The following is a 22,110-nucleotide window of genomic DNA, read 5'->3' on the forward strand; positions in this document are numbered from 1 at the left end:
ACAATGGACAAGGATCTTATCAGCGCGCTGCGCCCCGCACTCGTCATGACGACATTGTTCGCGCTGCTGCTCGGCCTCGCCTACCCGCTGGCGCTGACCGGCATCGGACAGGCGCTTTTTCCGGTGCAGGCGAACGGCAGCCTGGTGCGCGACAAGGGCCGCGTCATCGGATCGACCGTGGTCGGCCAGGCCTTCACCTCGGCGCGCTATTTCAACACCAGACCATCGGCGGCGGGCGACGGCTATGACGGACTCGCCTCCTCGGGCTCGAACCTGGGGCCGGCATCGCGGGCGCTGGCCGACCGCGTACAGCGCGATGTCGCCCGCCTTGCCGAGACGGCGCCAGGGTCGATCGTCCCGCCTGACCTGGTGACGACCTCCGCCTCGGGGCTCGACCCCCATATCAGCCCCGAGGCGGCTCTCTATCAGGTCGATCGCGTGGCGCGGGCCCGCTCGCTCGATCCCGCGATGGTGCGTGGGCTGGTCGAACGGAGCGTCGAGCCGCCGTTGCTGGGCTTTCTTGGCGAGCCGCGCGTCAATGTCTTCATCCTCAATCGACGACTGGATACATTTGGCGCTACACCGCCTGCGTGACCGAAGCGACACGCCCATCTCCCGAAGCCTTCCTGCGCCAGGCGGCGCAGGAAGGTCGCGGGCGCCTCAAGGTCTTTCTTGGCGCCGCGCCGGGGGTCGGCAAGACGTGGGAGATGCTCACCGGCGGCCGCCAGCGTCGCGAGGCCGGGGTTGATGTGGTGATCGGCGTCGTCGAAACGCACGGTCGGCGCGAGACCGAAGCGCTGGTTCACGGCCATGAGGTCATTGCGCGCCGCCTCGTCGATCATCAGGGACACAGCCTGGGCGAGATGGACATCGACGCGATCCTCGAACGCCGTCCGCGGCTCGTCCTGGTCGACGAACTCGCGCACAGCAATGCGCCGGGCAGCCGCCATCCCAAGCGCTACCAGGATGTCGAAGAACTGCTCGATGCCGGCATCGACGTCTATTCGACCCTCAACATCCAGCATGTCGAGAGCCTGAACGACGTCGTCGCATCGTTCACGCGCGTTCGCGTGCGCGAAACCGTTCCCGACTCGATTCTTGAAAATGCCGAGATCGAGGTCGTCGATATCCCGCCGGACGAACTGATCGAGCGGTTGCGCGACGGCAAGGTCTATATTCCGCAAGAGGCATCGCGCGCGCTCGGCCATTTCTTTTCCAAGTCGAACCTGACCGCGCTGCGCGAACTCGCGCTGCGCCGCGCGGCGGATGCCGTCGATGCGCAGATGCTCGACCATGTCCGCAGCCACGCGCTCGCGGGCAGTTTCGCGGTCGGCGAACGGATCGTCGTCGCGATCAGCGAATTGCCGGTGGCGGCCGAACTGGTGCGTGCGGGCAAAAGGCTGGCCGACGCGCTGAAGGCGCCGTGGACCGCGGTCTATATCGAAACGCGGCGCAGCCGGGCGATGTCGGACGACGACCGGCGGCAACTCGCCGACACCCTCGCGCTCGCGTCGCGGCTCGGCGCGTCGACGGCGACCGTCCCGGCGGCGAGCGTGGTCGAGGGACTGCGTGCCTTTGCCGAGGACGCGCGCGCCACGCAGGTCGTGATCGGCAAATCGACCCGCCCCTGGTGGTTCGAGATGCGCCACGGTTCGGTCGTCGACCAGCTGGTCCGGACGATCGACGATGTCGCGGTCCATGTCCTGCCGGGTGAGGCCGACAAGCAGGTGCGCCAGCGCAATCCTCTCGTCGCCCGGCCCGGCCGCTGGGGGCGGCCGGCGCATTATATCTGGTCGCTGGCGATGGTCGTGGCGATGACGGCGCTCGGCCGCCTGTTGATCGAGGTCATCGATCTCAGCAACATCGCGCTGCTCTATCTCGTCCCGGTGATGTTCGCCGCCGCGACCTTTGGCCTGCGCGCGGGTCTGTTTGCGGCCCTCGCTTCCAGCCTCGCCTATAATTTCTTCTTCCTGCCGCCGACGGGAACGCTGACCGTCAACAACCCCGAAAATATCGTCAGCATTCTCGTGCTGCTCGGCGTCGCGGTCGTGACCAGCCAGTTCGCGGCGCGGGTGCGCGCGCAGGCCGACCTCGCCCAATCGAGCGCGCGCCAGAATGCCGCGCTCGCCAGTTTCTCGCGGCTGCTGATCGCGGCGCCCGACCAGGACGGGCTGATGCACGCGATCTGCGCCGAGGTCGGGCGGCTGCTCGACGTCCGCACCGTGCTGCTGCTGCCCTCCGCCGACGGGCCGATGCTGCGCGCCGCGGTGCCGCCCGAGGACCGCCTCGAACAGATTGAGCGTGCCGCGGCGCAATGGGCGATCGACAATGCGCAGCCCGCCGGCCGCGGCTCGGCGACGCTGACCGCGTCCGACTGGCTGTTCCATCCGCTGCGCACGACGCGCGGCGTGCTCGGCGTCCTTGGCATGAGCCGGGACGATGCGGGCGAGCCGGTGCGCTCCGACCAGGTTCCGCTCCTGATGAGCCTGCTCGACCAGGCGTCGATCGCACTCGATCGGATGGAGTTGGAAGAAGCGTCGCTGCACGCGCGGCAGGTCGACGAGCGCGACCGGCTGCGCTCCGCCCTGCTGTCGTCGGTCAGTCACGATCTTCGCACGCCGCTGACCACCATCCTGTCGGCCGCGCAAGCGATGCAGCGCGACCCGTCCCCCGCAATGGCGGCGACGATCGAAGCCGAAGCCCACCGCCTCAACCGCTTCGTCTCGAACCTGCTCGACATGGTCCGCGTCGAAGCGGGCGCGCTGCCACTGAAGGTCGAGGCGACCGATCTGTTCGACGCTGCCGCGAGCGCCGCGCACGACACGCGGGCCTCGCTGGCGGGGCATGAGGTAAAGGTCGATATCCCGGCCAACATCCCGCTGGTTCGCGTCGATCCCGTGCTGCTCCACCATTGCCTGATCAACCTGCTGGACAATGCCGGGCGCTATGCCGACCCCGATACACCGATCGTCATTCGCGCGCGGCGAACCGCCGATGCGATCCTGCTGTCGGTGATCGACCAGGGTCCCGGCATCGCCCCGGGAAATGAAAAGCGCGTGTTCGAAACCTTCACCCGCCTCGAGGGAAGCGACCGGGCGAAGCATGGCACCGGCCTTGGCCTCGCGATCGTCAAGGGCTTCGCCGAGGCGATGGGGCTTTCGGTCGAGGCGGCGAACGCCAGCGACCCGCACGGCGCCTGCTTCACCATCCGCCTTCCCGAATCGCTGCTCATCACACAGCTGGGCGACAAGGACATGCCATGAGAGTCCGTCACAAGATTCTGATTGTCGACGACGAACTCCATATCCGGCGGCTGATCCACGCCGCGCTGGCGCGATCGGACTATGCGATCGTCGAGGCCGAAAATGCCCGCGAGGCGATGGAGCGCCTGCACGCCGAGCGTCCCGACATCATTCTGCTCGACCTCGGGCTGCCCGACCGCGACGGCCTGGAACTCGTATCGCTTTTCAAACAGCAGTCGGACACGACATTGATCGTCGTCTCGGCGCGCGAGGCCACCGAGGAAAAGGTCGCGGCGCTCGATCTCGGCGCCGACGACTATCTGACCAAGCCTTTCGACACCGACGAACTGCTCGCCCGCGTTCGGGTCGCGCTACGCAATCGCCTGACGCGGGATGGCGGCACGCTGGCCCTGTCGGTGGGCGATGTGACGATCGACCTGGTCGCGCGAACGGTGACGAAGGCGGGACGGGAGGTTCATCTTACCCCCAAGGAATATGCCGTGCTGGCGCAGCTTGCCCGCTTTCCCGGCCGGGTGATCACCCACAAGCAGATGATGGCCGAGGTCTGGCCCCGCGAGCATGATCATCATGTCGAATATCTGCGCGTGCTCGTCCGCACCCTGCGCCAGAAGGTCGAGACCGACCCGCAGCAGCCGCGGATCATCTGCAACGAACTCGGCATCGGCTATCGGTTGCGGCTGGGCGCCGATCCGGCGGCAGGCGAATCCGGGCCGGGCTGAAGCAGCGGCGCCTTCGCGCGTGTACGTCGGGCAGAATTACGACTCGATGGTCAGAAGCGCATCGTCACCGCAACCCCGCCACCCTTGGTGTCGCCCCACGGGAAGACCTGGATGCGGTCGTTCGCGCGGCGCGTGATCAGGAAGCCCGACGCTTCGCCGATCGCGGCGCCGACGAGGACATCGTGGACATGATGCTTCCTCGCCTCGACGCGGCTCAATCCAACGAAGGCGGCTACAAGCTGCGCCGGAACGCCAACCTTCCAGCCATAGCGATTCTGCAGCGTCGCTGCGGCGGCGAAGGACATGGACGTATGGCCCGATGGAAAACTCTTGTTGTCGCTGCCGTCGGGGCGCCGTTCGGGAAAAGCTTCCTTGAGGCCGTAGGTGGCGCCGGCGGCGACAGCGATGCTGCCGCCAGCCTGCAACACGCCGTCCCAGTCGCCCTGCACCGCGGGGACACCGAACGCCGCGACGACCAGCGCGTCGCGCGCGATCGATCCGGCATCGTTCCACCCCTTTTCGCTGGCGTGGGCGGGCGCGGCGCTGAACAGGCTTGTCGCGACGACGGCGACGATCCAAATTTTGCGCATGGCGACGTCGCCTTATTGAAGAGGGCCGATGGGTCCGAAACGACAAGCCCCATTTTCCGTGCGCCGACATATCGCACTTCCGCCACGAAGCAAAGAAGTGCGTGCTGCTGCGAGAACTCAAAACAGCCTCGCTGCCGTTTGAGCCGCCGACGGTCGGGCTGTCATTGCTCGAGGGCGTGATGGAGAATCTCGGCTTGAACTCGTCGCCGGAACCTCACTTAATAATCCGAGCACCGAAGTGACGTCGCGCCGCGTGGACTGGCGTGCGTGGTCATGGCGCTTCCGTGACGAACCTGTCCCATAATGCTTCCTTCCATTCTAACGAAAGGATCACACCATCAGGCCATGGGATCAAACACCTAAACAATCTTCCGCGCTGCCCGATGGGCGGCTGACGCGCTCTCGGGCGCGGTGATCAATTTCCGTAAACATGTGCCCCGCCCGAAAGGTCGAGAACAGCGGCGAATCCGCCGACGCCGATATGATCCACGTCCGCCACCAGCCGTCGTGGTCGCTGCGGAGGTCAAGGTCGTACGAAGACGTCAAATCCGTGCATCGTGTCCAGATATTCTCTGACCTCGAAAATCAATCCGTCGCGCACGATGATGAGGAAATGATATTCGTTGTTATAGAGGCGCCCGTTCGGCGCTTCGCCATAGGATTCCACCTCGGCAGCCACTCTGTCGCCCTCGGCAATCATGCTTTTGATCGTCATGCTGAGGCCATTTGGCATCGGCAGGATGAGGTCGTCCAGCAGTGCGCGCAACTCTGTCTTGTTCTTGTAGCCGGCGACCGGGAACAGGTCGGCCTTGCCGCCTACCCACCACCTGCCATCATCCGATAACAGGTCGACCGCCCCCTTTGTATCGCCCGCGGTAAGGCGGTCCATCAGCCTTCTTACCACGATCTTGTTGTCTTCGATCCCCATCGTCGATCCTTCCACTGGCCGCAATCCGGCATTCTTCGACGGCTCCCCGCGCGCCCCGCCGTCGATCGAGAGGCGCGACCGTCACACGGTGTTGCGCAGCACGGTCGATGCGAACTGGATATGCCTCGTAAGTTCCTCCACCAGGTCTTCGCTGGCGCCGTTGACGGCGAGATCGAACAGCAACTCATGATCCTTCACGATCCGGGTCAGATCGGGCCGCCGTAGCGACAGGCCAACATAGGCCAGATGCATCTGGTCGGTCAGAGTTGCATAGACCTCGCGCAGCCGGTCATGATCGGCCCCCTCGATCATCGCGAGATGGAAGGCCTTGTCGCTCGCCATCGCAGCGACATAGTCGTTGCGTTTCACCGCTTTGCGCATGTCGGAAAGCGCGGCCGTCATCGCTTCGATCGTCCGCGCGCGGCGGAAGGATAATTTCGCCGCGAGCCCCTCGAGCGCCACCCGCATCGTCATGAGCTCGGAGATGTCGCGCTCGGTCAGGGTCACGACGACATAGCTGAGATTGGGCGATTTGGCGACGAGGCCTTTTTGCTCCATCATCCGCAGCGCTTCGCGCACGGGCGCGCGGCTGATCCCGAGTTCGCGAGCTATCTCGGCTTCGCGAATACGGTTTCCCGGGGCCAATGTGCCCGAAAGCAGCCGATCGCGGACGGCGCTCCAGACAATATGAACGAGATCGCCAGCGCGCCCCTCTTTCTTGATTCCGCTTTCGTGACCCACAATCCCATCCTGCCTGCTCGGCCATCGTCGAGCCTCACCGCTATCACACAGTTCCCGATTGACACAATCAAAAGTGTCGATAGTTTCAATAAAAGTGTCGACACTTTGATATCAGGGTGCGGGAAACGGGGAGAGAGGTATGCCGGATCTAGGTCGCGTCAGCGATGAGCTTCGTAAAGGGGTGCCGCAAATCGGTAGCTTCATCTCGATCCCCAACACAGCAGTGATCGAGATCGCGGGCTGCTCGGGCCTGGATTTCGTCGTGCTCGATGCCGAGCATGGACTGTTCGACCGGACCGAGATCGAAAATCTGGTGAGAGCCGCCGATGTCGCCGGCCTGTCGGCGATCGTTCGCGTTCCCGATATACGCGGCGGATGGATCGCCACCGCGCTCGACGTCGGTGCGGCGGGGGTGGTGGTTCCGCATGTCAACACCGTCGCTGACGCGCGCGCGGCGGTTGACCAGTGCCGCTATCCACCCGACGGCAAGCGCGGGGTGGGAGGGGGCCGGGCGACCCTGTTCGGCGCCCGGCTGGCAAGCTATCTAGGCACGGCAAACAGCCAGATTCTGGTCGCGGTCCAAATCGAAACGGCCGAAGGACTTGCCAACGTCGAGGCGATCGCCGCGGTCGACGGCATTGACGTCATCTTCGTGGGGCCTGCCGATCTCGCCGTATCATTGGGGGTTTTCCGGGAAGTTTTTGGGAGCGCCGTGGGCGCCGATGGCAAGACGCGGCTTGACGTCGCCATCGCGGCGATTGCCGCCGCAGCGCGAAGCCATGGTCGGCAACTGGGAACATTTGTCCCCCAAGCGAGCGAAATCGATCGCTGGACCGCCGCGGGGTTCCATTTCCTGATCCTCGGATCGGACGTCGGGATGCTCACCCAGAGCTATGCGACCCTGCTGCGGGGAGAGGCAAGGCAATGACCGACGATAAGGGCAGCCTGGACGGCGCGGCGCTCAAGGCGCGCTATCTAGCCGAACGCGCCAAGCGGCTTCGCGCCGAGGGCATGGACCAATATATCGCGACGAGTGGCGCGCTTGCGCGGTATCGCGAAGATCCACACACGCCGCAAACGACGCGCGCCGCCGTTTCGGAGGATATCGAAGTCGCCGTCATCGGCGGCGGTTGGGGCGGCCTGCAAGCCGCGGTCGAACTCGTGAAGGCGGGCATCGACGACTTTCGGATCATCGACAAGGCGGGTGACGTTGGCGGCGTCTGGTACTGGAACCGCTATCCCGGTGCCTCGTGCGACATCGAATCCTATATCTACATGCCCATGCTCGAGGATATGGATTATATTCCGACCGAAAAATATACCCGCGGACCCGAGATGTTTTTCTACGCACGGTCGGTCGCGGAGAAGTTCGACCTGTATCGGCGCGCGCTGCTGCAAACCGAAGTCAGCGAGCTTCGCTGGGATGAGGCGAGTGGCCGATGGCTGATCTCAACCCGGCAGGGCGACCGGCTTCGCGCCCGCTTCGTTCTCGTTTCGACGGGCCAGCTCCAGAGCGTGCGCCTGCCCGGAATCCCGGGTGTCGAAAGTTACAAGGGGCGTAGTTTTCATACGAGCCGCTGGGACTACGACTATACGGGGGGTAATGCGACGGGCGGCCTCGACAAGCTGTCTGACAAGCGCGTCGGCATCATCGGCACAGGCGCCACCGCGGTTCAAACCATCCCGCATCTCGGTGCGTCGGCAGGACATCTTTATGTCTTTCAGCGAACCCCCGCCGCGGTTCCGGCCCGCAACAACGGGCCGACCGATCCCGTCTGGGCCGAAAGCTTGCGGCCGGGCTGGCAAATGGAGCGGATGGTGAACTTCAACCGCCTGATCAGCGGCATCCCGCAGAAGGTTGATCTCGTCAACGACGGCTGGACCGAAGTCCTGACCGGCGTCGGCATCGAGATTGCGGGCTACAACGACGGCGATGACAGCCGCCAGCGAGCCGACTTTGCCTATATGGAAGGGATTCGTGCGCGCGTCGACGACATCGTTATGGACGGCACCACCGCCGAGGCGCTGAAACCATGGTTTAACGCCATGTGCAAACGCCCCTGCTTCCACGACGCGTATCTCGATACCTTCAATCGCCCCAATGTGTCGCTCGTCGATACCGACGGTCGCGGGGTCGAGCGGATCAGCGAGACGGCCGTGTGGGTGAACGGAGAAGCCTATGAGGTCGACTGCCTGATCTATGCCAGCGGCTTCGAATTTCAGACGCCCGATCTGGTAAGCCGCAATGGCTTTGAGATTTTCGGGCGCGGCGGGCAAAGCCTGACCGAAAAATGGGCGCCCGGCATGCGAACCTTGTTCGGCCATTTGAACCGCGGATTCCCGAATCTGTTCAACCAGACCGCGAGTCAATCGGGGCTGACCGCGAATGTGACCCACGGACTGGGTGAAAGCGCGCGTCACTTCGCCTTCATGGTAGGATATTGCCGGGACAACCGGATTCGCAGCTTTGAGCCGAGCGCGGCGGCGGAGGACGCCTGGAGCGAGCGCGTTCACGCCCTGTCGGGACTTCGCGCCCGTTTCGATGCCGAATGCACGCCCGGCTATTTCAACAATGACGGACAGCCGCAGGCAGGGGGAGGGCTCGCCAGCTTCTATCCAGGTGGCGCCGAGGAGTTCATCGCCTTGATCAAGGACTGGTGCGCCGCCGGAACTTTCGAGGGTCTGGATATCCAACACGCCTGAACTCCGGCCCATGGGAGCAGATCATGAATCAGTTGACCACGACCGTGCAGGGGTTCGCGCACGAGCGCTTCGACTTTGTGCGTGATCTTTTCGAGCGGAATTTCGCGACCGGACGGGATATCGGCGCCTCGTTCAGTGTGACAATCGCCGGCGAGACGGTCGTCGACCTGTGGGGCGGCTGGGCGGACGAGGCCGGAACGCGCCCCTGGCAGCGCGACACGATCGTCAATGTCTATTCGACTACCAAGACGATGACCGCGCTCGTCGCGCTGCTGCTCGCCGACCGAGGAGCGCTCGACTTTACGGCGCCGGTTGCGCGCTACTGGCCCGAGTTCGCGGCCGCCGGCAAGGCGGACATCATGGTGAGCCAGTTGATGGCGCATTCATCGGGGCTGGCGGCCTGGCGGGAGCCGGTCACGCCCGACGATCTTTACGACTGGGAGAAGATGACCCGCCTCCTCGCCGCACAGGCGCCCTGGTGGGAGCCCGGAACCGCGCCCGGCTATCATGCCCAGACGCAGGGCTATCTTGCCGGCGAAGTGATCCGCCGCGTCGCCGGCAAGACGGTAGGGACGCTGTTTCGGGAAGAGATCGCGCAGCCGCTGGGAGCCGATTTTCACATCGGCCTGCCCGCGAGCGAGGATCATCGGGTGGCCGACCTCATCCCGCCGCCGCCAGTGGTGCCGGGCGACGATCTGCCGAGCCCGCTGCTCCTCGCCGCACTGACCAACCCTCCGAGTGACCCGCTTGTCACTCGCACCCGCGCATGGCGAGCGGCAGAAATTCCGGCCCTCAACGGGCACGGCAACGCACGCTCCATTGCCAGGGTGCATGGAATTCTTGCCAACGGCGGGGTCATGGAGGGCCGGCGCTTCTTGTCCGAGGGCGGCTGTCGGCGCGCGCTGAACCTGCAGATCGCAGGCACTGACCTCGTTCTTGGCACTCCCGCACGTTACGGGCTTGGCTTTGGTTTGCCGCCCGAGGCGATCGAGGCGCCGCACGGCGATAGTCTCGCCTGGGGCGGCTGGGGCGGGTCGATCGTCGTCATCGACATGCGCGCCCGCGCGGTGTTCGCCTATGCGATGAACCGGATGCAGGCAGGGGCCATCGGGGACGAGCGCTCGCTCGGCATCATTCGCGCTATCTGGGCGGAACTGGCAAAAGTTTAGCAAGGACTGCCTTGCCCGCCGCGGGCTTCGCGTCGGCGCCGAAGGTTCCGAAAATGTCCTCTCGTCCTTGACCTCGCCGGACCTTGGTTCGCCGGCGACGGCGATTATGGCCGTCGGTTCCCAGGATCGAGGCAGCGATGGCAGGCGAAAGCATCGAAAAGCGATTGCGGCGAATCGTGACCGCTGATGGCCCGCGCGGCTCCGGCGTGTTGATCGACGCGCCACCCTCTGTGCATCTTGCGGGTCTGTTCGAGATTTGGCGTGAGAGTCTGGCGATGGCGCTCGATCCGCTCGACGGCGCGGACCGAGGACCCGATGCGGTCGTGCTGACGCCGCCGACGGGCGGAGTGACGGTGCGCTGGTTCATCATCGAACCGCATCCGCCGAGCGTGCCCGACGATGAGCTGCGCGCCGCCGTCTCGCGGTCGTTCGCGAAGCTTGACGCGGCCGATTGCCTCGTGCCGGATGGGCCTGATCTGATCATGCACCGCACCCCGTCGCTCGACATTGTCTGCCTGCTGTCGGGCTCCGCGTCGCTCATCCTCGACGATGACGAAATCCTTCTCGCGCCCGGCGATGTCGTCGTTCAGCGCGGAACCGCGCACGCATGGCACGCGCATGGCGGCCCTGCGCTCTTCCTCGCCGTCCTGATCGACCGCAGGATCGCATATTCGAACATCGACGGGGAATCATTGTGACGCATTTTGCCGAGCTTCGGGCCGTCTGGGACGAACTGACCGCGCCGGGCGGGCGCTACGAGACCCATGTTGTCAAGGACGGGGGCGTTCCGCGTCTCGCATACAAGGCGGCTGCCGCGACGCTTCGCGATCTGTGGATCGACGCGGCGATGCGGTTCGCCGACCGCCCTTGCCTTGTCTTTGGAGGCGAAAGGCTGACCTATGGCGATGCTTTCCGACAATCGGAGCGCATCGCCGCCTGGATGCAGGCGCAGGGGATCGGCAAAGGCGATCGCGTTGCGATCGCGATGCGCAATTATCCCGAATGGATGCTCATCTATTGGGCCGGCGTTCTGGCCGGCGCGACGATCTGCGGTTTCAACGCCTGGTGGTCGACAAGCGAGATGGCCGGGGTGGAGGCCGCGACGAAGCCGAAGATCCTGTTCGTCGATGCCGAACGCCTCGAACGGGCGCGAAGCTATCGCGAACCGGGCGCAGCGGGAATTCTCGTGGTCCTTCGCTCGGCCGCCGCGGGGGAAGATCTCGTGTCGTGGAGCACCGTCGCCGACCATTGCGGCACGCCGATCCTGCCACCGCTTGGGGCCGACGACGCTGCGTGTATATTCTATACTTCGGGAACGTCCGGCACGCCGAAAGCGGCCGTCCTCACGCATCAAGCCTGTGTCACGAACATCCTCAACATCCTGTTCGCAGCAGAGGTTCAGGGAATCGCCACGGCGCGGGCGACGGCGATGCCGCTACCCGCCGCGGCTCCGCCCGTCGCCTTGGTGACGACGCCGCTGTTCCATGTGACCGCGAACAATTGCTGCGCGCAGGTGGCGGCGGTCCTCGGCGGCACCATCGTGCTGATGTACAAGTGGGACGCCGCCGAAGCGCTCGCGCTCGTCGAGCGCGAGGGGGTGACGATGATCAGCGGCACGCCGGTGATGCACCGCGAACTCGTCCTCCACAGCCGCTTCAACGACGTCGATCTGTCGAGCCTCGGCGCGTTCAGCGGCGGCGGCGCGAGCCTCCCGCCCGACATATTGGCGCGGATCGAGGATTCCTCGCTCACGGCGCGGGCGTCGTCCGGCTATGGCATGACCGAAGCTTCGGGCGCGATCGCCTCGATCGCCGGCGATTTTTTCGCCGCCAAGCCGACGAGTTGCGGCCGTATCCTGCCCGCGTTCGAATATCGGGTCGTCGGCGACGACGCGCAGGATGTGGCGCCGGGCGAACGCGGCGAGCTGTGGGTGCGCGGCGCTTCGGTGATCGCGGGCTATCTGGATGCGACCGGATCGGCGATTGATCCGCTTCCCGGCGGCTGGCTGCATAGCGGCGATATCGTGACGATCGACACCGACGGGTTCGTGCATATCGTCGACCGCAAGAAGGACATGATCCTGCGCGGCGGCGAGAATATCGCGTGTGTCGAAGTCGAAGCGGCGATCTATGAACTGGGGGAGGTTGCCGAATGTGCCGTCTTCGCGATCCCCGACGCGCGGTTGGGGGAGATCGTTGGCGCCGCCGTCTATCCGCATGAAGGCGCGGTTCTCGACCCGGAAACGGTCGCGGCGCATTGCGCGGGCCGGATCGCCGCCTATAAAATTCCCGAACGCATCTGGATTCTTGACATGCCGATTCCGCGCGGCGCGAGCGGAAAATTGCTGAAGCGCGATCTCGGCCGGTTGCTGCTCGAAGATTAGAGGATCGGAACTTCGCGAGTCCAGGTGACCGTCGAAGCCTTGCTGTCGAAGAATGATTTTTCGTCTTCGCGCACACGCCGCGCCGCCGCACGCCCTTCGGGCGACGCGAGCATCGCTTCGAAATCCTCCAGATCCTGAAAGCCGACGATGGCGAAACCGTCGTAGCGGCTCGCGCAGCCCGCAGGATAGTCCACGCCAGGCATCTGGTCATAGCTTTTGATCCGAAGATCGGCGGCGAGGCTGGTCACGAGCGGCGCATGATGCTCGCGCCAGTGATGCACGAAGGCCGCGTGCGTAAGGCCCGGCAGCCGTACCAGCGCGTGGACCTGATAGATCATGCCGCCTTGCCGGCGCGCGCGTCGGCTTCGGTCTCATAGACGAAGGCGTCGTCGTCGAGGTCGACCTGCGGCAATGCGTCCTTTTCCCACCAATAATCCTGGCTGTGCGTCCATTCGGGCTTGTCGCCGCGCCTGGGCAGCAGGTGGACGTCGCGCATCAGATAGCCGGGGTTGAAGGTTTCGCCGTCGATCCATGGCAACAACGGCATGTCGGCGTCTTCGTCGCGCAGCGCGACCATGACCTTGCGGGCGTCGATCGCGTCCATCTGTTGCAGCAGCCGACACACGAAATCGGCAACCAGATCGACGCGCAATGTCCAGGATGCGGCGCGGAAATAGCCAAAGATCCAGGCCATGTTGGGGACGCCGGTGAACATCATGCCGCGGTAGTTGACGCAATCGGCGAAGTTCAGCGGCGCACCGTCGATCGAGAAGCGGATGTCGCCGAGCACGCACAGGCTGAAACCGGTGGCGGTGATGACGACGTCGGCCTCAAGCTCGTCCCCCGATGCCAGGCGGATGCCCGTCGGCGTGAAGCGGTCGATATGATCGGTGACGACCGACGCCGCGCCCGATCCGATCGCCTTGAAAAGGTCGCCGCCGGGCGCCACCGCGATGCGCTGTTGCCACGGACGGTAGCGCGGGGTGAAATGCTCGTCGATCGTGGCGCGCGGCAGAAATTTCTCGAGCCCGTCCAGAAGCTCGCCCTTGACCGTCTCGGGCTCTCCCAGCGCGCGACCGAGAAACTGGCGCTGGTCGTGCGTGATCCGGCGGCGGACGATCTCGTGCACCGTCTGCGGATCGACATCGATTTCGCGGAGCGTATCGGCGAGGCGATTGCGGTTCATGTCCGAGGCGAAATAGCTCGGCGAGCGCTGCAGCATCGTCACATGCGCGCAGGTTCCGGCGATCGCGGGCACGATCGTTGCCGCGGTCGCGCCCGAACCGATCACGACGACACGCTTGCCCGACAGGTCGAGATCCTCGGGCCAGGTCTGCGGATGGACGATCTCGCCGCCGAAATTCTCCATGCCTTCCCAGTCGGGGGTGTAGCCTTCGGCATGGCGATAATAGCCCTGGCACATCCACAGGAAATTGCAGCTCAAGCGGACCGTCTTGCCACCGTGATCGGCCTCGACGATCCAGCGCGCGTCGTCGCTCGACCAGGCGGCGCTCCGGATGCGGTGACCATAGCGGATATGCGGCGTCAACTCTGCTTCCTCGATCACCTCCCCCAGATATTTGAGGATCTCGTCGCGCGTCGCGATCGGCGCGCCGAGCCACGGCTTGAAGCGGTAGCCGAAGGTGAAGAGGTCGCTGTCCGAACGGATGCCCGGATAGGTGTGCCAGTGCCAGGTCCCGCCGAAGCTTTCGAAGGCGTCGAGCATCAGGAAGCTTTTGCCGGGGCATTGCTGCTTGAGTTCGTAGGCCGCGCCGATCCCCGAAATGCCGGCGCCGACGATGAGCACGTCGATATGCTCGATGGATGGGCTCACGGCATTCGTCATTGCGCTGCTTCCGTCGACCGGGGCAGGCGCCTTATCTCGCGCGGCTGCCCGGTCAGGCCATAATGCATTCCGGCATAGTCGGGGTTCGCCTTGCCCCCAGGAAGCGGGTGGACACGCAGCAGCCCGTTGGCGAGATAGCCGCCATCGACGACATGCGCCTCGCCGGTCACGAAAGCCGCCTCGTCCGACGCGAGATAGAGCACGGCCGATGCCACATGCTCGGGAGTCCCGGCGTCGGGCCACGGCTGGACTTGTCGCGCCGTCGCCAGCGCCTCGTCCTCGCGGCCCGAATGCATCAGCGGGGTGAAGATGATCCCCGGACAGACCGCGTTGACGCGGATGCGATATTGCGCCAGCTCGTTGGCGGCGTTGCGCGTCAGGCTGACCACCGCCGCCTTCGTTGCCGAATAGACGGTCGGGATCACCCCGCCCGCAAGCCCGGCGATCGACGCCGTGTTGACGATCGCGCCGCCGCCCTGCGGCGCCATGATCCGCGCGGCGTGCTTGGTCCCCAGAAAAACGCCGCGCGCCATCACCGCGAAGCTTGCGTCCCAGTGGTCGGCCTCGATTTCCATGATCGGGCCGAGCGCGCCGGTGATCCCGGCATTGTTGAAGGCGATATCGAGCCGGCCCCAGCGGTCGACCGCGGTCTGCATCAGCCGCGCGACATCGCTTTCCTGCGCGACATCGACGCGGAGCGCCGCGACATCGTCGCCAGCGGCGAGCGCCTGAAGCGCCGTGTCGATCGAGGCTTCATTATAGTCGCCGATGAGGACTTTCGCGCCCTCGTCCAGAAAACGGCGCGCGGTCGCAAGGCCGATGCCGCTGGCGCCGCCGGTGATGACCGCGACCTTTTCCGCAAGACGGAGACCGGTCATCGGGGGCCCTTTCTGGGGAGGCGGAGAGGCCCAATAAGGCCGAGCGATAGCATGCAAGATTCCTTCCGGTACTGGCCCGCCAGCCTAGCGTGGCCGATAGTCCCCGGAAGGTCCCGGTGCCCCAGCGGACGGCGGACAGTTTCGGTCATGGCGCGGCGGCCGGATAGTCGGTGTAGCCCTCGGGCCCTTGGGCGTAGCTCGTCGCGCGATCATAGTCGCTGAGCGGGTGATCGCGTGCGAAGCGCTCGGGAAGATCGGGGTTCGAGATGAACAGGCGGCCGAAACTCACGGCGTCGGCCGCGCCATCGGCGACAAGCCGCTCGGCGGCTTCGCGCGTCAGGTCCGAGTTCAGGACGAGCTTTCCGCCGAAGTTGGCGCGGATGGCGGGGGCGATCGGGTCGCGATCGGCCATCCCGAGCGTGCCGTCGCGCGGCGGCTCGCGCAATTCGAGAAAGGCGAGGCCGAGCGGATCGAGCGCCCGCGCCACGGCGGCGAAGAGCGGCTCGGGGTCGCTGTCGTTGACGCCCTGCGTATCGCCGTTGGGGGAAAGGCGCACCGACGTGCGGTCGGCTCCGGCTTCGGCGCAGACGGCGCGGGTGACGTCGAGGAGGAAGCGCATGCGATTGTCGAAGCCGCCGCCATAATCATCGTCGCGGTGGTTGGCGTTGTCGCGCAGGAACTGGTCGATCAGATAGCCGTTCGCGGCGTGGACCTGCACCCCGTCGAAGCCGGCGCGCAGCGCATTGCGCGCGGCCAGGCGATAATCCTCGACCACTTCGACGATTTCTTCGCGGGCGAGCGGCCGCGCCTCGGCATAGGGCGCGCGTCCGTCATAGGTATGCGCCCGGCCGGGCGCGCGTGTCGACGACGATGAGATGGGCGTCGCGCCGTCGGTGAAGCTGGGATGCACCATACGGCCCATGTGCCAGATCTGGGCAATGATCCGCCCGTTCGCGGCATGGACGGCGTCGGTGACGCGGCGCCATCCCGCCACCTGATCGTCGCGCCACAGCCCGGTCGCATGGGGCATGCCGAGGCCCTGCCGCGAAATACCGATCGCTTCCGAAACGATCAGCCCGGCGCTCGCGCGCTGGGCATAATAATCGGCCATGATCGGCGTCGCGACATGATCGGCGCTGCCGCGCGTGCGCGTGAGCGGCGCCATCAAAATCCGGTTGGGGACGATGAGGGCGCCGAGGGCGACCGGGTCGAACAGGCTTGGCATGGCATCTTCCCACCTTGGCGAAATCGCGCCGAACCATGGCGATCGCTTGGCAGGGGCGACAGGGGCAGTGCAGTCAGCCGCCGCCGGACATTTGCGGCCACGCGCGGCGGCGTCGGTTTACAGCACCTCGCGGGCTGCCCATCCTCGCCGCAGGCGGGAGGAGAGGATGATGATGGTGCGGATCGGGATATTGGGCTGCGCGCGCATCGCGAAGGCCGCGATGATCGACGCGGCGCCGTTCGTGCCGGGGCTGGAGATTGCGGCGGTGGCCTCGCGCGATGGCGCGAAGGCGGCAGCGTTCGCGGCCGAGCATGGTATAACCGCTAGCTACGACAGCTACGGCGCCATGTTGGCCGATCCGGCGCTCGACGCAGTCTATATTCCCTTGCCCAGCGCCCTTCATGCCGATTGGGCCATCGCGGCGCTCAAGGCCGGGAAGGCGGTGCTTTGCGAAAAGCCGCTCGCCTCCAACGCCGCCGATGCGCGGCGCATGGCCGAGACCGCCTGTTCGAACGGCCTGTCGTTGATGGAGGCGGTCCACTATCGCTTTCACCCGCTGGCGCGGTTCGTCGACGACCTGCTCGCCGCCGGGCGCCTGGGCCGGATCGAAGCGGTCGAGGCGGGGTTCGAGATTCCGGGGACGTTCGTTGCGGCCGACGACATCCGCTTCGATGCGCGGCTGGCCGGCGGGGCGATGATGGACGTCGGCAGCTATTGCCTTGGCGCATTGCGGTGGGTGACGGGTGAAGAGCCCATCGTCCTCTCGGCGGAAGCGGACCTGGCAGGGCCAGAGATCGATCGCGGCATGCGCGCGGACTTCGGCTTTGGCAGCGGAGCGAAGGGACGGGTGCAGGCGTCGCTCGCCGCGCCGCGCCTGCGCGCCTGGCTGACGATCAGAGGAGCGCTTGCGACGCTCCGCATCGACAATCCGTTCCTGCCGCATCTTGGCAACAGCGCGGTAATGGAGGTGGCGGGCAAGGTGCAGACGATGACGTTCGACCGGACGCCGACCTATGTGTTTCAAGCGGCCGCCTTTTCGCGCGTCGTGCACGGGATGGAGGTTCCGCTCATCGATCTCGCCGGCAGCATCGCGACGATGGAGGGCATCGATGCCGTCTATCGAGCCGCGGGGCTTTCACCCCGCGGCTGACGGCCGTGTTGGTGTCTGGCCGTCCGATATCGACCAGCCGCCGTCGACCGGAAGCGCGATGCCGGTGACGAAGGAGGCGTCGTCGCTGAGCAGGAAGGCGGCCGCTGCGGCCTGTTCGTCGGCGTCGCCGAAGCGGCCGAGCAGGGTGCGACGCATCAACTGGCGCCGCGCACCGTCATAGACGTCCTCGCCGAGGTTGCGGCGCATCTGTTCGAAGATCGGCGTCTCGACCGGGCCGGGGCAGAGGCAGTTCACGCGGATGCCGTCGGCGGCATAGTCCATCGCGGCGTGATAGGTCAGGCTGATCACCGCCGCCTTGGTCATGCCATAAAGCGAATGGTTGCGGTTCGGGACGAGCCCCGCCATCGAGGCGACGTTGAGGATTGCGCCGCCGCCGCCCGCCAGCAGCGGCTTTCGCGCGACCTTGGTTCCATACCAGGCCGAGCGCAGGTTGACCGCGATCATGCGGTCGAAATCGTCGGGGGAGCAGCGGTCGAAACGCTCCATCGGCCCGCCGATGCCGGCATTGTTGATCAGGCCGTCGAGCCGCCCAAAGCGCGTGGTCGCACAGGTGACGGCGGCGTCGATCCGTTCCAGCTCGGTCACATTTCCACACAGGGTCTCGCAGCCACCGCCCACCGACTCGATCTCGGCGGCCAGGGACGCGAGGCCGTCGGCGTCCAGATCGAGCGCAACGATGTTGGCGCCTTCGCGCGCAAGCCGCACAGCGCAGGCGCGGCCGATGCCGCTCGCGGCGCCCGTCACCAGAATCACGCGGTTCGCAAAGCGCCCGCTCGATACTCCATTGCTCTGATTCGACATGGTTTTCTTTCTCCCGCCCATTTTCCGGTTACCGTCTGCATAAGCATGATCGCCACGGTGGTCCAGCATATTGCGTACGTCGTACACAATTGATAGAATGCGATCCGAAACGCCGGCTAGTCGTCTCCCGACGATCCCGGGACGGGAAGGGATAGCTCCATGGATCGCGATCATCGGCTTTATGGCCTTTGCCATCAGGACCTCGTCATCTTTCTGGGCGCCGACGGGCGACCCCGCGAAGAGGTGCGCCGCCTTCTTCAAGGCTATGGCGTCGGCGAAGACGACGACCCCGGCCTCGTCGTGCCCGCCGACCTTTGCTGGCGGATATTTTCCGAACATGCGCTGCTCATCGACGACGAGATGCACTGCGTCCTCGGGTCGCGCCTGAAGCCGGGGGGCACCAATCTTCTCATCGCGCGCATGCTGCTGAGCGGGACGATCCACGAAGCCATGCGGGCCTATGCCGAGGCCGCGGCAATCATCGTCCCCGGCCTGCATGTCGGCGTCGCGCGGCGCCAGACGGGCCTCGCGCTGCGTTGGCAGGCCGAAACGCCGGGCGGCGCGGTGCGGGACATCATGCTCGAGGGGACCGCCGCCGTCTTTTACGCGATCTTCAGCTGGATGGCGGGCCACCCGCTCAAGGTCGAACGCGTCCGCGCGCCCGGCGCGCGCGCCACGTCGCAATCGACGCTGCTCGGCCTCCTCGGCGCGCCCGTCGTTCACGATGGCGAGGATCTCGAAATTCTCTTTGCCGCCGAGGTCGCGGACAGCCCGATCGAACGCCGCGAGATCGATTCCTGGCGCCACGCGGTCCACGACTTGCTCGCCGATCTCGTGCTGCGGCCCATGGCCTATGCTAGCGGCGGCTCCTATGCCGACAAGGTCCGCCTCGCGCTTCTCGAAGACGTCGACCAGCAGAATCTCGCCTTTCGGTGGGGCGTATCGCCAAAGACGATGGCGCGGCGGCTGGAGCAGGAGGGCTGTTCCTTCCGCCAGATCCGCGACGAGATCCGGATGACGCGCTCGACCACGCTCCTTCATGCCGGTCACACGATCGAGCAGGTCGGCGACTTCCTCGGCTATGAGGATTCGCGAAGTTTCCGCCGCGCCTTCCACCGTTGGTTCGGGGAGAGCCCTTCGGCCTATCGCCTGCGCTATGCGGCCTAGCGCCTGTCCGAAAATGTCCGCAGCGGAGCGGGGACGCAGACCCTAGCAACCGGGGCGCCGAACGCGGATTCTATCCCTCCTGAAAACCACAAGCCGCCGCGACATCCATCAGGGATGCGGGTAGGTATCAATCAGGGGGAGAATATGACCAACACCGATCCCAAGCCGAACGGCGCGTCCCCGCCCGGCCCCCTGCGCCGCCACCGGACATGGCTTGCGGCAGGCGCCGCGCTTGCCGCCGTCGCGGCTCCGCCGGCGCTGGCCCAGTCGAACCCCGCCGCCGATGCGCCGCCCCAGCTCGATGAGATCATCGTCACGGCCCAAAAGCGCGAGGAGTCCGCGAACAGCGTCCCGATGTCGATTTCGGTCGCGACCGCGAGCGATCTCGAAGCCGCCGGCGTCATCGAGCCGCGCGACCTCGGCAAGATCGCGACCTCGTTCAACTATACCGACTCCTATGTGGGATCGCCGATCTATACGCTGCGCGGCGTCGGCTTCAGCGATATCAGCCTCGGCGGACGCCCCACGGTCAGCATCTATGTCGACGAAGCGCCGATCCCGTTCGCGATCGAGACTCGCGGCGCGAACCTCGACCTCGAGCGCGTCGAAATCCTCAAGGGTCCGCAGGGCACGCTGTTCGGGCAGAATGCGACCGGCGGCGCGATCAACTATATCGCCGCGAAGCCGACGCGCGAATTCGAGGCCGGTCTCGACGCGAGCTATGGCCGCTTCGACGCGTGGAAGCTCGGCGGCTATGTCAGCGGCCCGCTGAGCAACACGCTGAGCGCGCGCCTCGCGGTCGAGCATCGCGACATGGGGCCCTGGCAGCGCAGCTACACGAGCGGCGCCAGGAACGGCCGCGAGGATTTCACCAACGGCCGCTTCGCGCTGGCCTTCGAGCCGTCATCGAGCTTTCGCGCCAATCTGACGATCAGCGGCTTCATCGATCAGTCGGATGTGCAGGCGGGCCAGGCGATCGCCATTACCCCGTCGATCCCGGCGGCGGCGCCGTTCGTCGCGGGCCTGCTCACCTATCCGCTCGCGCCGGCGAACGCCCGCGCGGCGGACTTTAATCCGGGTGGGGATTATGCCCGCGACAATCATTATTTCCAGGGGGTGCTGCGCCTCGAACAGGATCTGTCGGACAGCGTCAGCCTGACCTCGCTGACCTCCTATAGCCGGTATCGCGAGCGGCAATATCAGGACATCGACGGGACGACGCTGTCGAACATCGACCAATATACCGACGGCCGCATCCGCTCGATCTCGCAGGAACTGCGCCTCGCCGCCAAGATCGGCGCGCGCGCCAATATCCTCGTCGGCGGCAGCTATTCGCGCGACAAGGTGCTCGAAGACGGACTGGTGACGAACCCCGAAAGCACGGTCGCCTATACGTTCGTGCCCTTCGGCCTGCCGCTCTTCGAAAGCTTTCGCGACATCAACAACCAGCGAAGCCGCAACATCGCGATCTTCGGCAATGGCGATGTCGCGCTGACCGACAGCCTTCGGCTCTATGGCGGGGTGCGCTATTCGCGCAATCGTATCAATTACAACGGCTGCACTGCCGATGCGGGCGACGGGGTGACCGCGAACAGTTTCGGCACATTGCTCAATGTCTTCCGGGCGGGTGCGGGCCTCCCGCCGGTGGCTCCCATTGCCCCCGGTGGATGTTTCAGCGCCGATGCCGCTTTTGTGCCGGGGCTTGTCGTCGATCAGCTCAAAGACGATAGTCTCTCGTGGCGCGCCGGCATCGACTGGAAGCCCGCCGACCGCATCCTCATCTATGCCAACGTCAGCAAGGGTTACAAGGCGGGGAGCTTTCCGACGCTCGCAGCGACGCTGCAAAGCCAGCTCGAACCTGCGGTGCAGGAATCGCTCATCGCCTATGAAGCAGGGTTCAAGGGAACCCTCGCCGACCGCACGCTACAGGTCAACGGCGCGATCTTCCATTATGATTATCGGCAAAAGCAATTCCTCGGCAAAGTGCTCGATCCGGTCTTCGGTCCGCTGATCCGGCTGGCCAACGTCCCCAAGTCGCGGATCAGTGGTGCCGAACTCGAATTCGTCTGGGCACCGGCACGCGGATTCAAGCTGTCGGCCGGGGGCTCGTATATCGATTCAAAGATACTCGACAATTACACCGGGTTCGATGCCACGGGCGCGGTGCGCAACTTCGGCGGCGAGCCCTTCCCGAACACGCCGAAATGGCACGGACTGGCCAACGCCGATTATCAATGGAGCGTCGGCGGCCGCCTCGACGCCTTCGTCGGCGCGGGGATGACCTATCAGGGCAAGTCCAACAGCCAGCTTGGCGAACTGCCGCTGCTGGCGACCAAGGCGTATACGCTCGTCGACCTTCGCGCCGGGGTCGAGGCGCCCGACGGCCGGTGGCGCTTCACCATCTGGGGACGCAACGTCGGCAACGCCTATTACTGGACCGCCGCGAACGCCAATCTCGACACGACCGTGCGCTTCGCCGGCATGCCCGCGACCTATGGCGCGACGCTCAGCCTGAAACTTCGTTAA

19 protein-coding genes are annotated in these 22,110 nt (G+C 65.6%); 11 read left to right on the plus strand and 8 right to left on the minus strand.

Features of this window, described 5'->3' with window-relative positions:
- Positions 1-3 precede the first annotated feature (3 nt).
- From kdpC to CVO77_RS14595, 3 genes are read left to right on the plus strand one after another with little or no spacing between them, the layout of a single operon-like run.
- The gene (gene kdpC / locus CVO77_RS14585; RefSeq protein WP_105999661.1) at positions 4-594 is read left to right on the plus strand and encodes a potassium-transporting ATPase subunit KdpC; all 591 of its coding nucleotides are present in this window, start codon (positions 4-6) and stop codon (positions 592-594) included.
- Complete coding sequence (locus CVO77_RS14590) at positions 591-3,263, plus strand: sensor histidine kinase (protein WP_105999662.1); 2,673 nt, start codon at positions 591-593, stop codon at positions 3,261-3,263. The genes kdpC and CVO77_RS14590 overlap by 4 nt, the downstream gene beginning before the upstream one ends.
- Positions 3,260-3,982 carry a response regulator gene (locus tag CVO77_RS14595; protein ID WP_105999663.1) on the plus strand — a complete coding sequence of 241 codons (723 nt, stop codon included), beginning with the start codon at positions 3,260-3,262 and terminating at the stop codon, positions 3,980-3,982. Before CVO77_RS14590 ends, CVO77_RS14595 begins: the two co-directional genes overlap by 4 nt.
- A 50-nt stretch (positions 3,983-4,032) precedes the next feature.
- Here the strand turns inward: CVO77_RS14595 and CVO77_RS14600 are convergent, their stop codons facing one another.
- From CVO77_RS14600 to CVO77_RS14610, 3 genes are all read right to left on the minus strand, one after another.
- Entirely contained in the window at positions 4,033-4,572 is a 540-nt protein-coding gene (locus tag CVO77_RS14600; RefSeq protein ID WP_105999664.1) for a phosphatase PAP2 family protein, read from the minus strand.
- Positions 4,573-5,095: 523 nt separating this feature from the next.
- The gene (locus tag CVO77_RS14605) at positions 5,096-5,500 is read right to left on the minus strand and encodes a nuclear transport factor 2 family protein (RefSeq protein WP_105999665.1); all 405 of its coding nucleotides are present in this window, start codon (positions 5,498-5,500) and stop codon (positions 5,096-5,098) included.
- An 81-nt stretch (positions 5,501-5,581) separates the two neighbouring features.
- Complete coding sequence (locus CVO77_RS14610; RefSeq protein WP_105999666.1) at positions 5,582-6,241, minus strand: GntR family transcriptional regulator; 660 nt, start codon at positions 6,239-6,241, stop codon at positions 5,582-5,584.
- A 139-nt stretch (positions 6,242-6,380) separates the two neighbouring features.
- On the opposite strand from CVO77_RS14610, the gene CVO77_RS14615 reads away from it, so the two are divergent.
- From CVO77_RS14615 to CVO77_RS14635, 5 genes are all read left to right on the plus strand, one after another.
- Positions 6,381-7,169, plus strand: a complete 789-nt coding sequence (locus CVO77_RS14615; protein ID WP_105999667.1) for an HpcH/HpaI aldolase family protein — start codon at positions 6,381-6,383, stop codon at positions 7,167-7,169.
- Entirely contained in the window at positions 7,166-8,944 is a 1,779-nt protein-coding gene (locus tag CVO77_RS14620) for a flavin-containing monooxygenase (RefSeq protein WP_105999668.1), read from the plus strand. Before CVO77_RS14615 ends, CVO77_RS14620 begins: the two co-directional genes overlap by 4 nt.
- A gap of 23 nt (positions 8,945-8,967) precedes the next feature.
- Complete coding sequence (locus tag CVO77_RS14625) at positions 8,968-10,113, plus strand: serine hydrolase domain-containing protein (RefSeq protein WP_105999669.1); 1,146 nt, start codon at positions 8,968-8,970, stop codon at positions 10,111-10,113.
- A 137-nt stretch (positions 10,114-10,250) separates the two neighbouring features.
- Positions 10,251-10,811, plus strand: a complete 561-nt coding sequence (locus CVO77_RS21045; RefSeq protein WP_146130878.1) for a cupin domain-containing protein — start codon at positions 10,251-10,253, stop codon at positions 10,809-10,811.
- The gene (locus CVO77_RS14635; protein WP_242445954.1) at positions 10,808-12,496 is read left to right on the plus strand and encodes a class I adenylate-forming enzyme family protein; all 1,689 of its coding nucleotides are present in this window, start codon (positions 10,808-10,810) and stop codon (positions 12,494-12,496) included. Before CVO77_RS21045 ends, CVO77_RS14635 begins: the two co-directional genes overlap by 4 nt.
- On the opposite strand, the gene CVO77_RS14640 is transcribed toward CVO77_RS14635, so the two are convergent.
- The 4 genes from CVO77_RS14640 to CVO77_RS14655 all read right to left on the minus strand — a co-directional run bounded on the left by CVO77_RS14640 (position 12,493) and on the right by CVO77_RS14655 (position 16,445).
- On the minus strand, positions 12,493-12,834 hold the full coding sequence (locus tag CVO77_RS14640) for an EthD domain-containing protein (RefSeq protein ID WP_105999672.1): 342 nt from the start codon (positions 12,832-12,834) through the stop codon (positions 12,493-12,495). The two genes, CVO77_RS14635 and CVO77_RS14640, sit on opposite strands and share 4 nt — an antisense overlap.
- Positions 12,831-14,330 (minus strand): flavin-containing monooxygenase, encoded by a 1,500-nt coding sequence (locus CVO77_RS14645; RefSeq protein ID WP_242445955.1) that lies wholly within the window; start codon positions 14,328-14,330, stop codon positions 12,831-12,833. Before CVO77_RS14645 ends, CVO77_RS14640 begins: the two co-directional genes overlap by 4 nt.
- 8 nt (positions 14,331-14,338) lie before the next feature.
- Positions 14,339-15,220 carry an SDR family NAD(P)-dependent oxidoreductase gene (locus CVO77_RS14650; protein ID WP_105999674.1) on the minus strand — a complete coding sequence of 294 codons (882 nt, stop codon included), beginning with the start codon at positions 15,218-15,220 and terminating at the stop codon, positions 14,339-14,341.
- Positions 15,221-15,365: 145 nt separating this feature from the next.
- Entirely contained in the window at positions 15,366-16,445 is a 1,080-nt protein-coding gene (locus tag CVO77_RS14655) for an alkene reductase (RefSeq protein ID WP_105999675.1), read from the minus strand.
- A 169-nt stretch (positions 16,446-16,614) separates the two neighbouring features.
- Here CVO77_RS14655 and CVO77_RS21495 point away from each other — a divergent pair, with 169 nt between their 5' ends.
- Entirely contained in the window at positions 16,615-17,595 is a 981-nt protein-coding gene (locus CVO77_RS21495; protein ID WP_275541955.1) for a Gfo/Idh/MocA family protein, read from the plus strand.
- Here the strand turns inward: CVO77_RS21495 and CVO77_RS14665 are convergent.
- Positions 17,581-18,417 (minus strand): SDR family NAD(P)-dependent oxidoreductase, encoded by an 837-nt coding sequence (locus tag CVO77_RS14665; RefSeq protein ID WP_158258078.1) that lies wholly within the window; start codon positions 18,415-18,417, stop codon positions 17,581-17,583. The two genes, CVO77_RS21495 and CVO77_RS14665, sit on opposite strands and share 15 nt — an antisense overlap.
- A gap of 159 nt (positions 18,418-18,576) precedes the next feature.
- Here CVO77_RS14665 and CVO77_RS14670 point away from each other — a divergent pair, with 159 nt between their 5' ends.
- Positions 18,577-19,584 (plus strand): AraC family transcriptional regulator, encoded by a 1,008-nt coding sequence (locus CVO77_RS14670; RefSeq protein WP_105999677.1) that lies wholly within the window; start codon positions 18,577-18,579, stop codon positions 19,582-19,584.
- A gap of 144 nt (positions 19,585-19,728) precedes the next feature.
- Positions 19,729-22,110 carry a TonB-dependent receptor gene (locus tag CVO77_RS14675; protein ID WP_105999678.1) on the plus strand — a complete coding sequence of 794 codons (2,382 nt, stop codon included), beginning with the start codon at positions 19,729-19,731 and terminating at the stop codon, positions 22,108-22,110.

Origin of the sequence: Sphingopyxis lindanitolerans, from assembly GCF_002993885.1 — a bacterium.
GTDB lineage: Bacteria > Pseudomonadota > Alphaproteobacteria > Sphingomonadales > Sphingomonadaceae > Sphingopyxis > Sphingopyxis lindanitolerans.

Coding starts and splice junctions, on each gene's coding strand:
- kdpC (WP_105999661.1), top strand. CDS start 4: ATGGACAAGGATCTTATCAGCGCGCTGCGCCCCGCACTCGTCATGACG.
- CVO77_RS14595 (WP_105999663.1), top strand. CDS start 3,260: ATGAGAGTCCGTCACAAGATTCTGATTGTCGACGACGAACTCCATATC.
- CVO77_RS14600 (WP_105999664.1), bottom strand. CDS start 4,572: ATGCGCAAAATTTGGATCGTCGCCGTCGTCGCGACAAGCCTGTTCAGC.
- CVO77_RS14605 (WP_105999665.1), bottom strand. CDS start 5,500: ATGGGGATCGAAGACAACAAGATCGTGGTAAGAAGGCTGATGGACCGC.
- CVO77_RS14615 (WP_105999667.1), top strand. CDS start 6,381: ATGCCGGATCTAGGTCGCGTCAGCGATGAGCTTCGTAAAGGGGTGCCG.
- CVO77_RS14620 (WP_105999668.1), top strand. CDS start 7,166: ATGACCGACGATAAGGGCAGCCTGGACGGCGCGGCGCTCAAGGCGCGC.
- CVO77_RS14625 (WP_105999669.1), top strand. CDS start 8,968: ATGAATCAGTTGACCACGACCGTGCAGGGGTTCGCGCACGAGCGCTTC.
- CVO77_RS21045 (WP_146130878.1), top strand. CDS start 10,251: ATGGCAGGCGAAAGCATCGAAAAGCGATTGCGGCGAATCGTGACCGCT.
- CVO77_RS14640 (WP_105999672.1), bottom strand. CDS start 12,834: ATGATCTATCAGGTCCACGCGCTGGTACGGCTGCCGGGCCTTACGCAC.
- CVO77_RS14650 (WP_105999674.1), bottom strand. CDS start 15,220: ATGACCGGTCTCCGTCTTGCGGAAAAGGTCGCGGTCATCACCGGCGGC.
- CVO77_RS14655 (WP_105999675.1), bottom strand. CDS start 16,445: ATGCCAAGCCTGTTCGACCCGGTCGCCCTCGGCGCCCTCATCGTCCCC.
- CVO77_RS21495 (WP_275541955.1), top strand. CDS start 16,615: ATGATGGTGCGGATCGGGATATTGGGCTGCGCGCGCATCGCGAAGGCC.
- CVO77_RS14665 (WP_158258078.1), bottom strand. CDS start 18,417: ATGTCGAATCAGAGCAATGGAGTATCGAGCGGGCGCTTTGCGAACCGC.
- CVO77_RS14670 (WP_105999677.1), top strand. CDS start 18,577: ATGGATCGCGATCATCGGCTTTATGGCCTTTGCCATCAGGACCTCGTC.
- CVO77_RS14675 (WP_105999678.1), top strand. CDS start 19,729: ATGACCAACACCGATCCCAAGCCGAACGGCGCGTCCCCGCCCGGCCCC.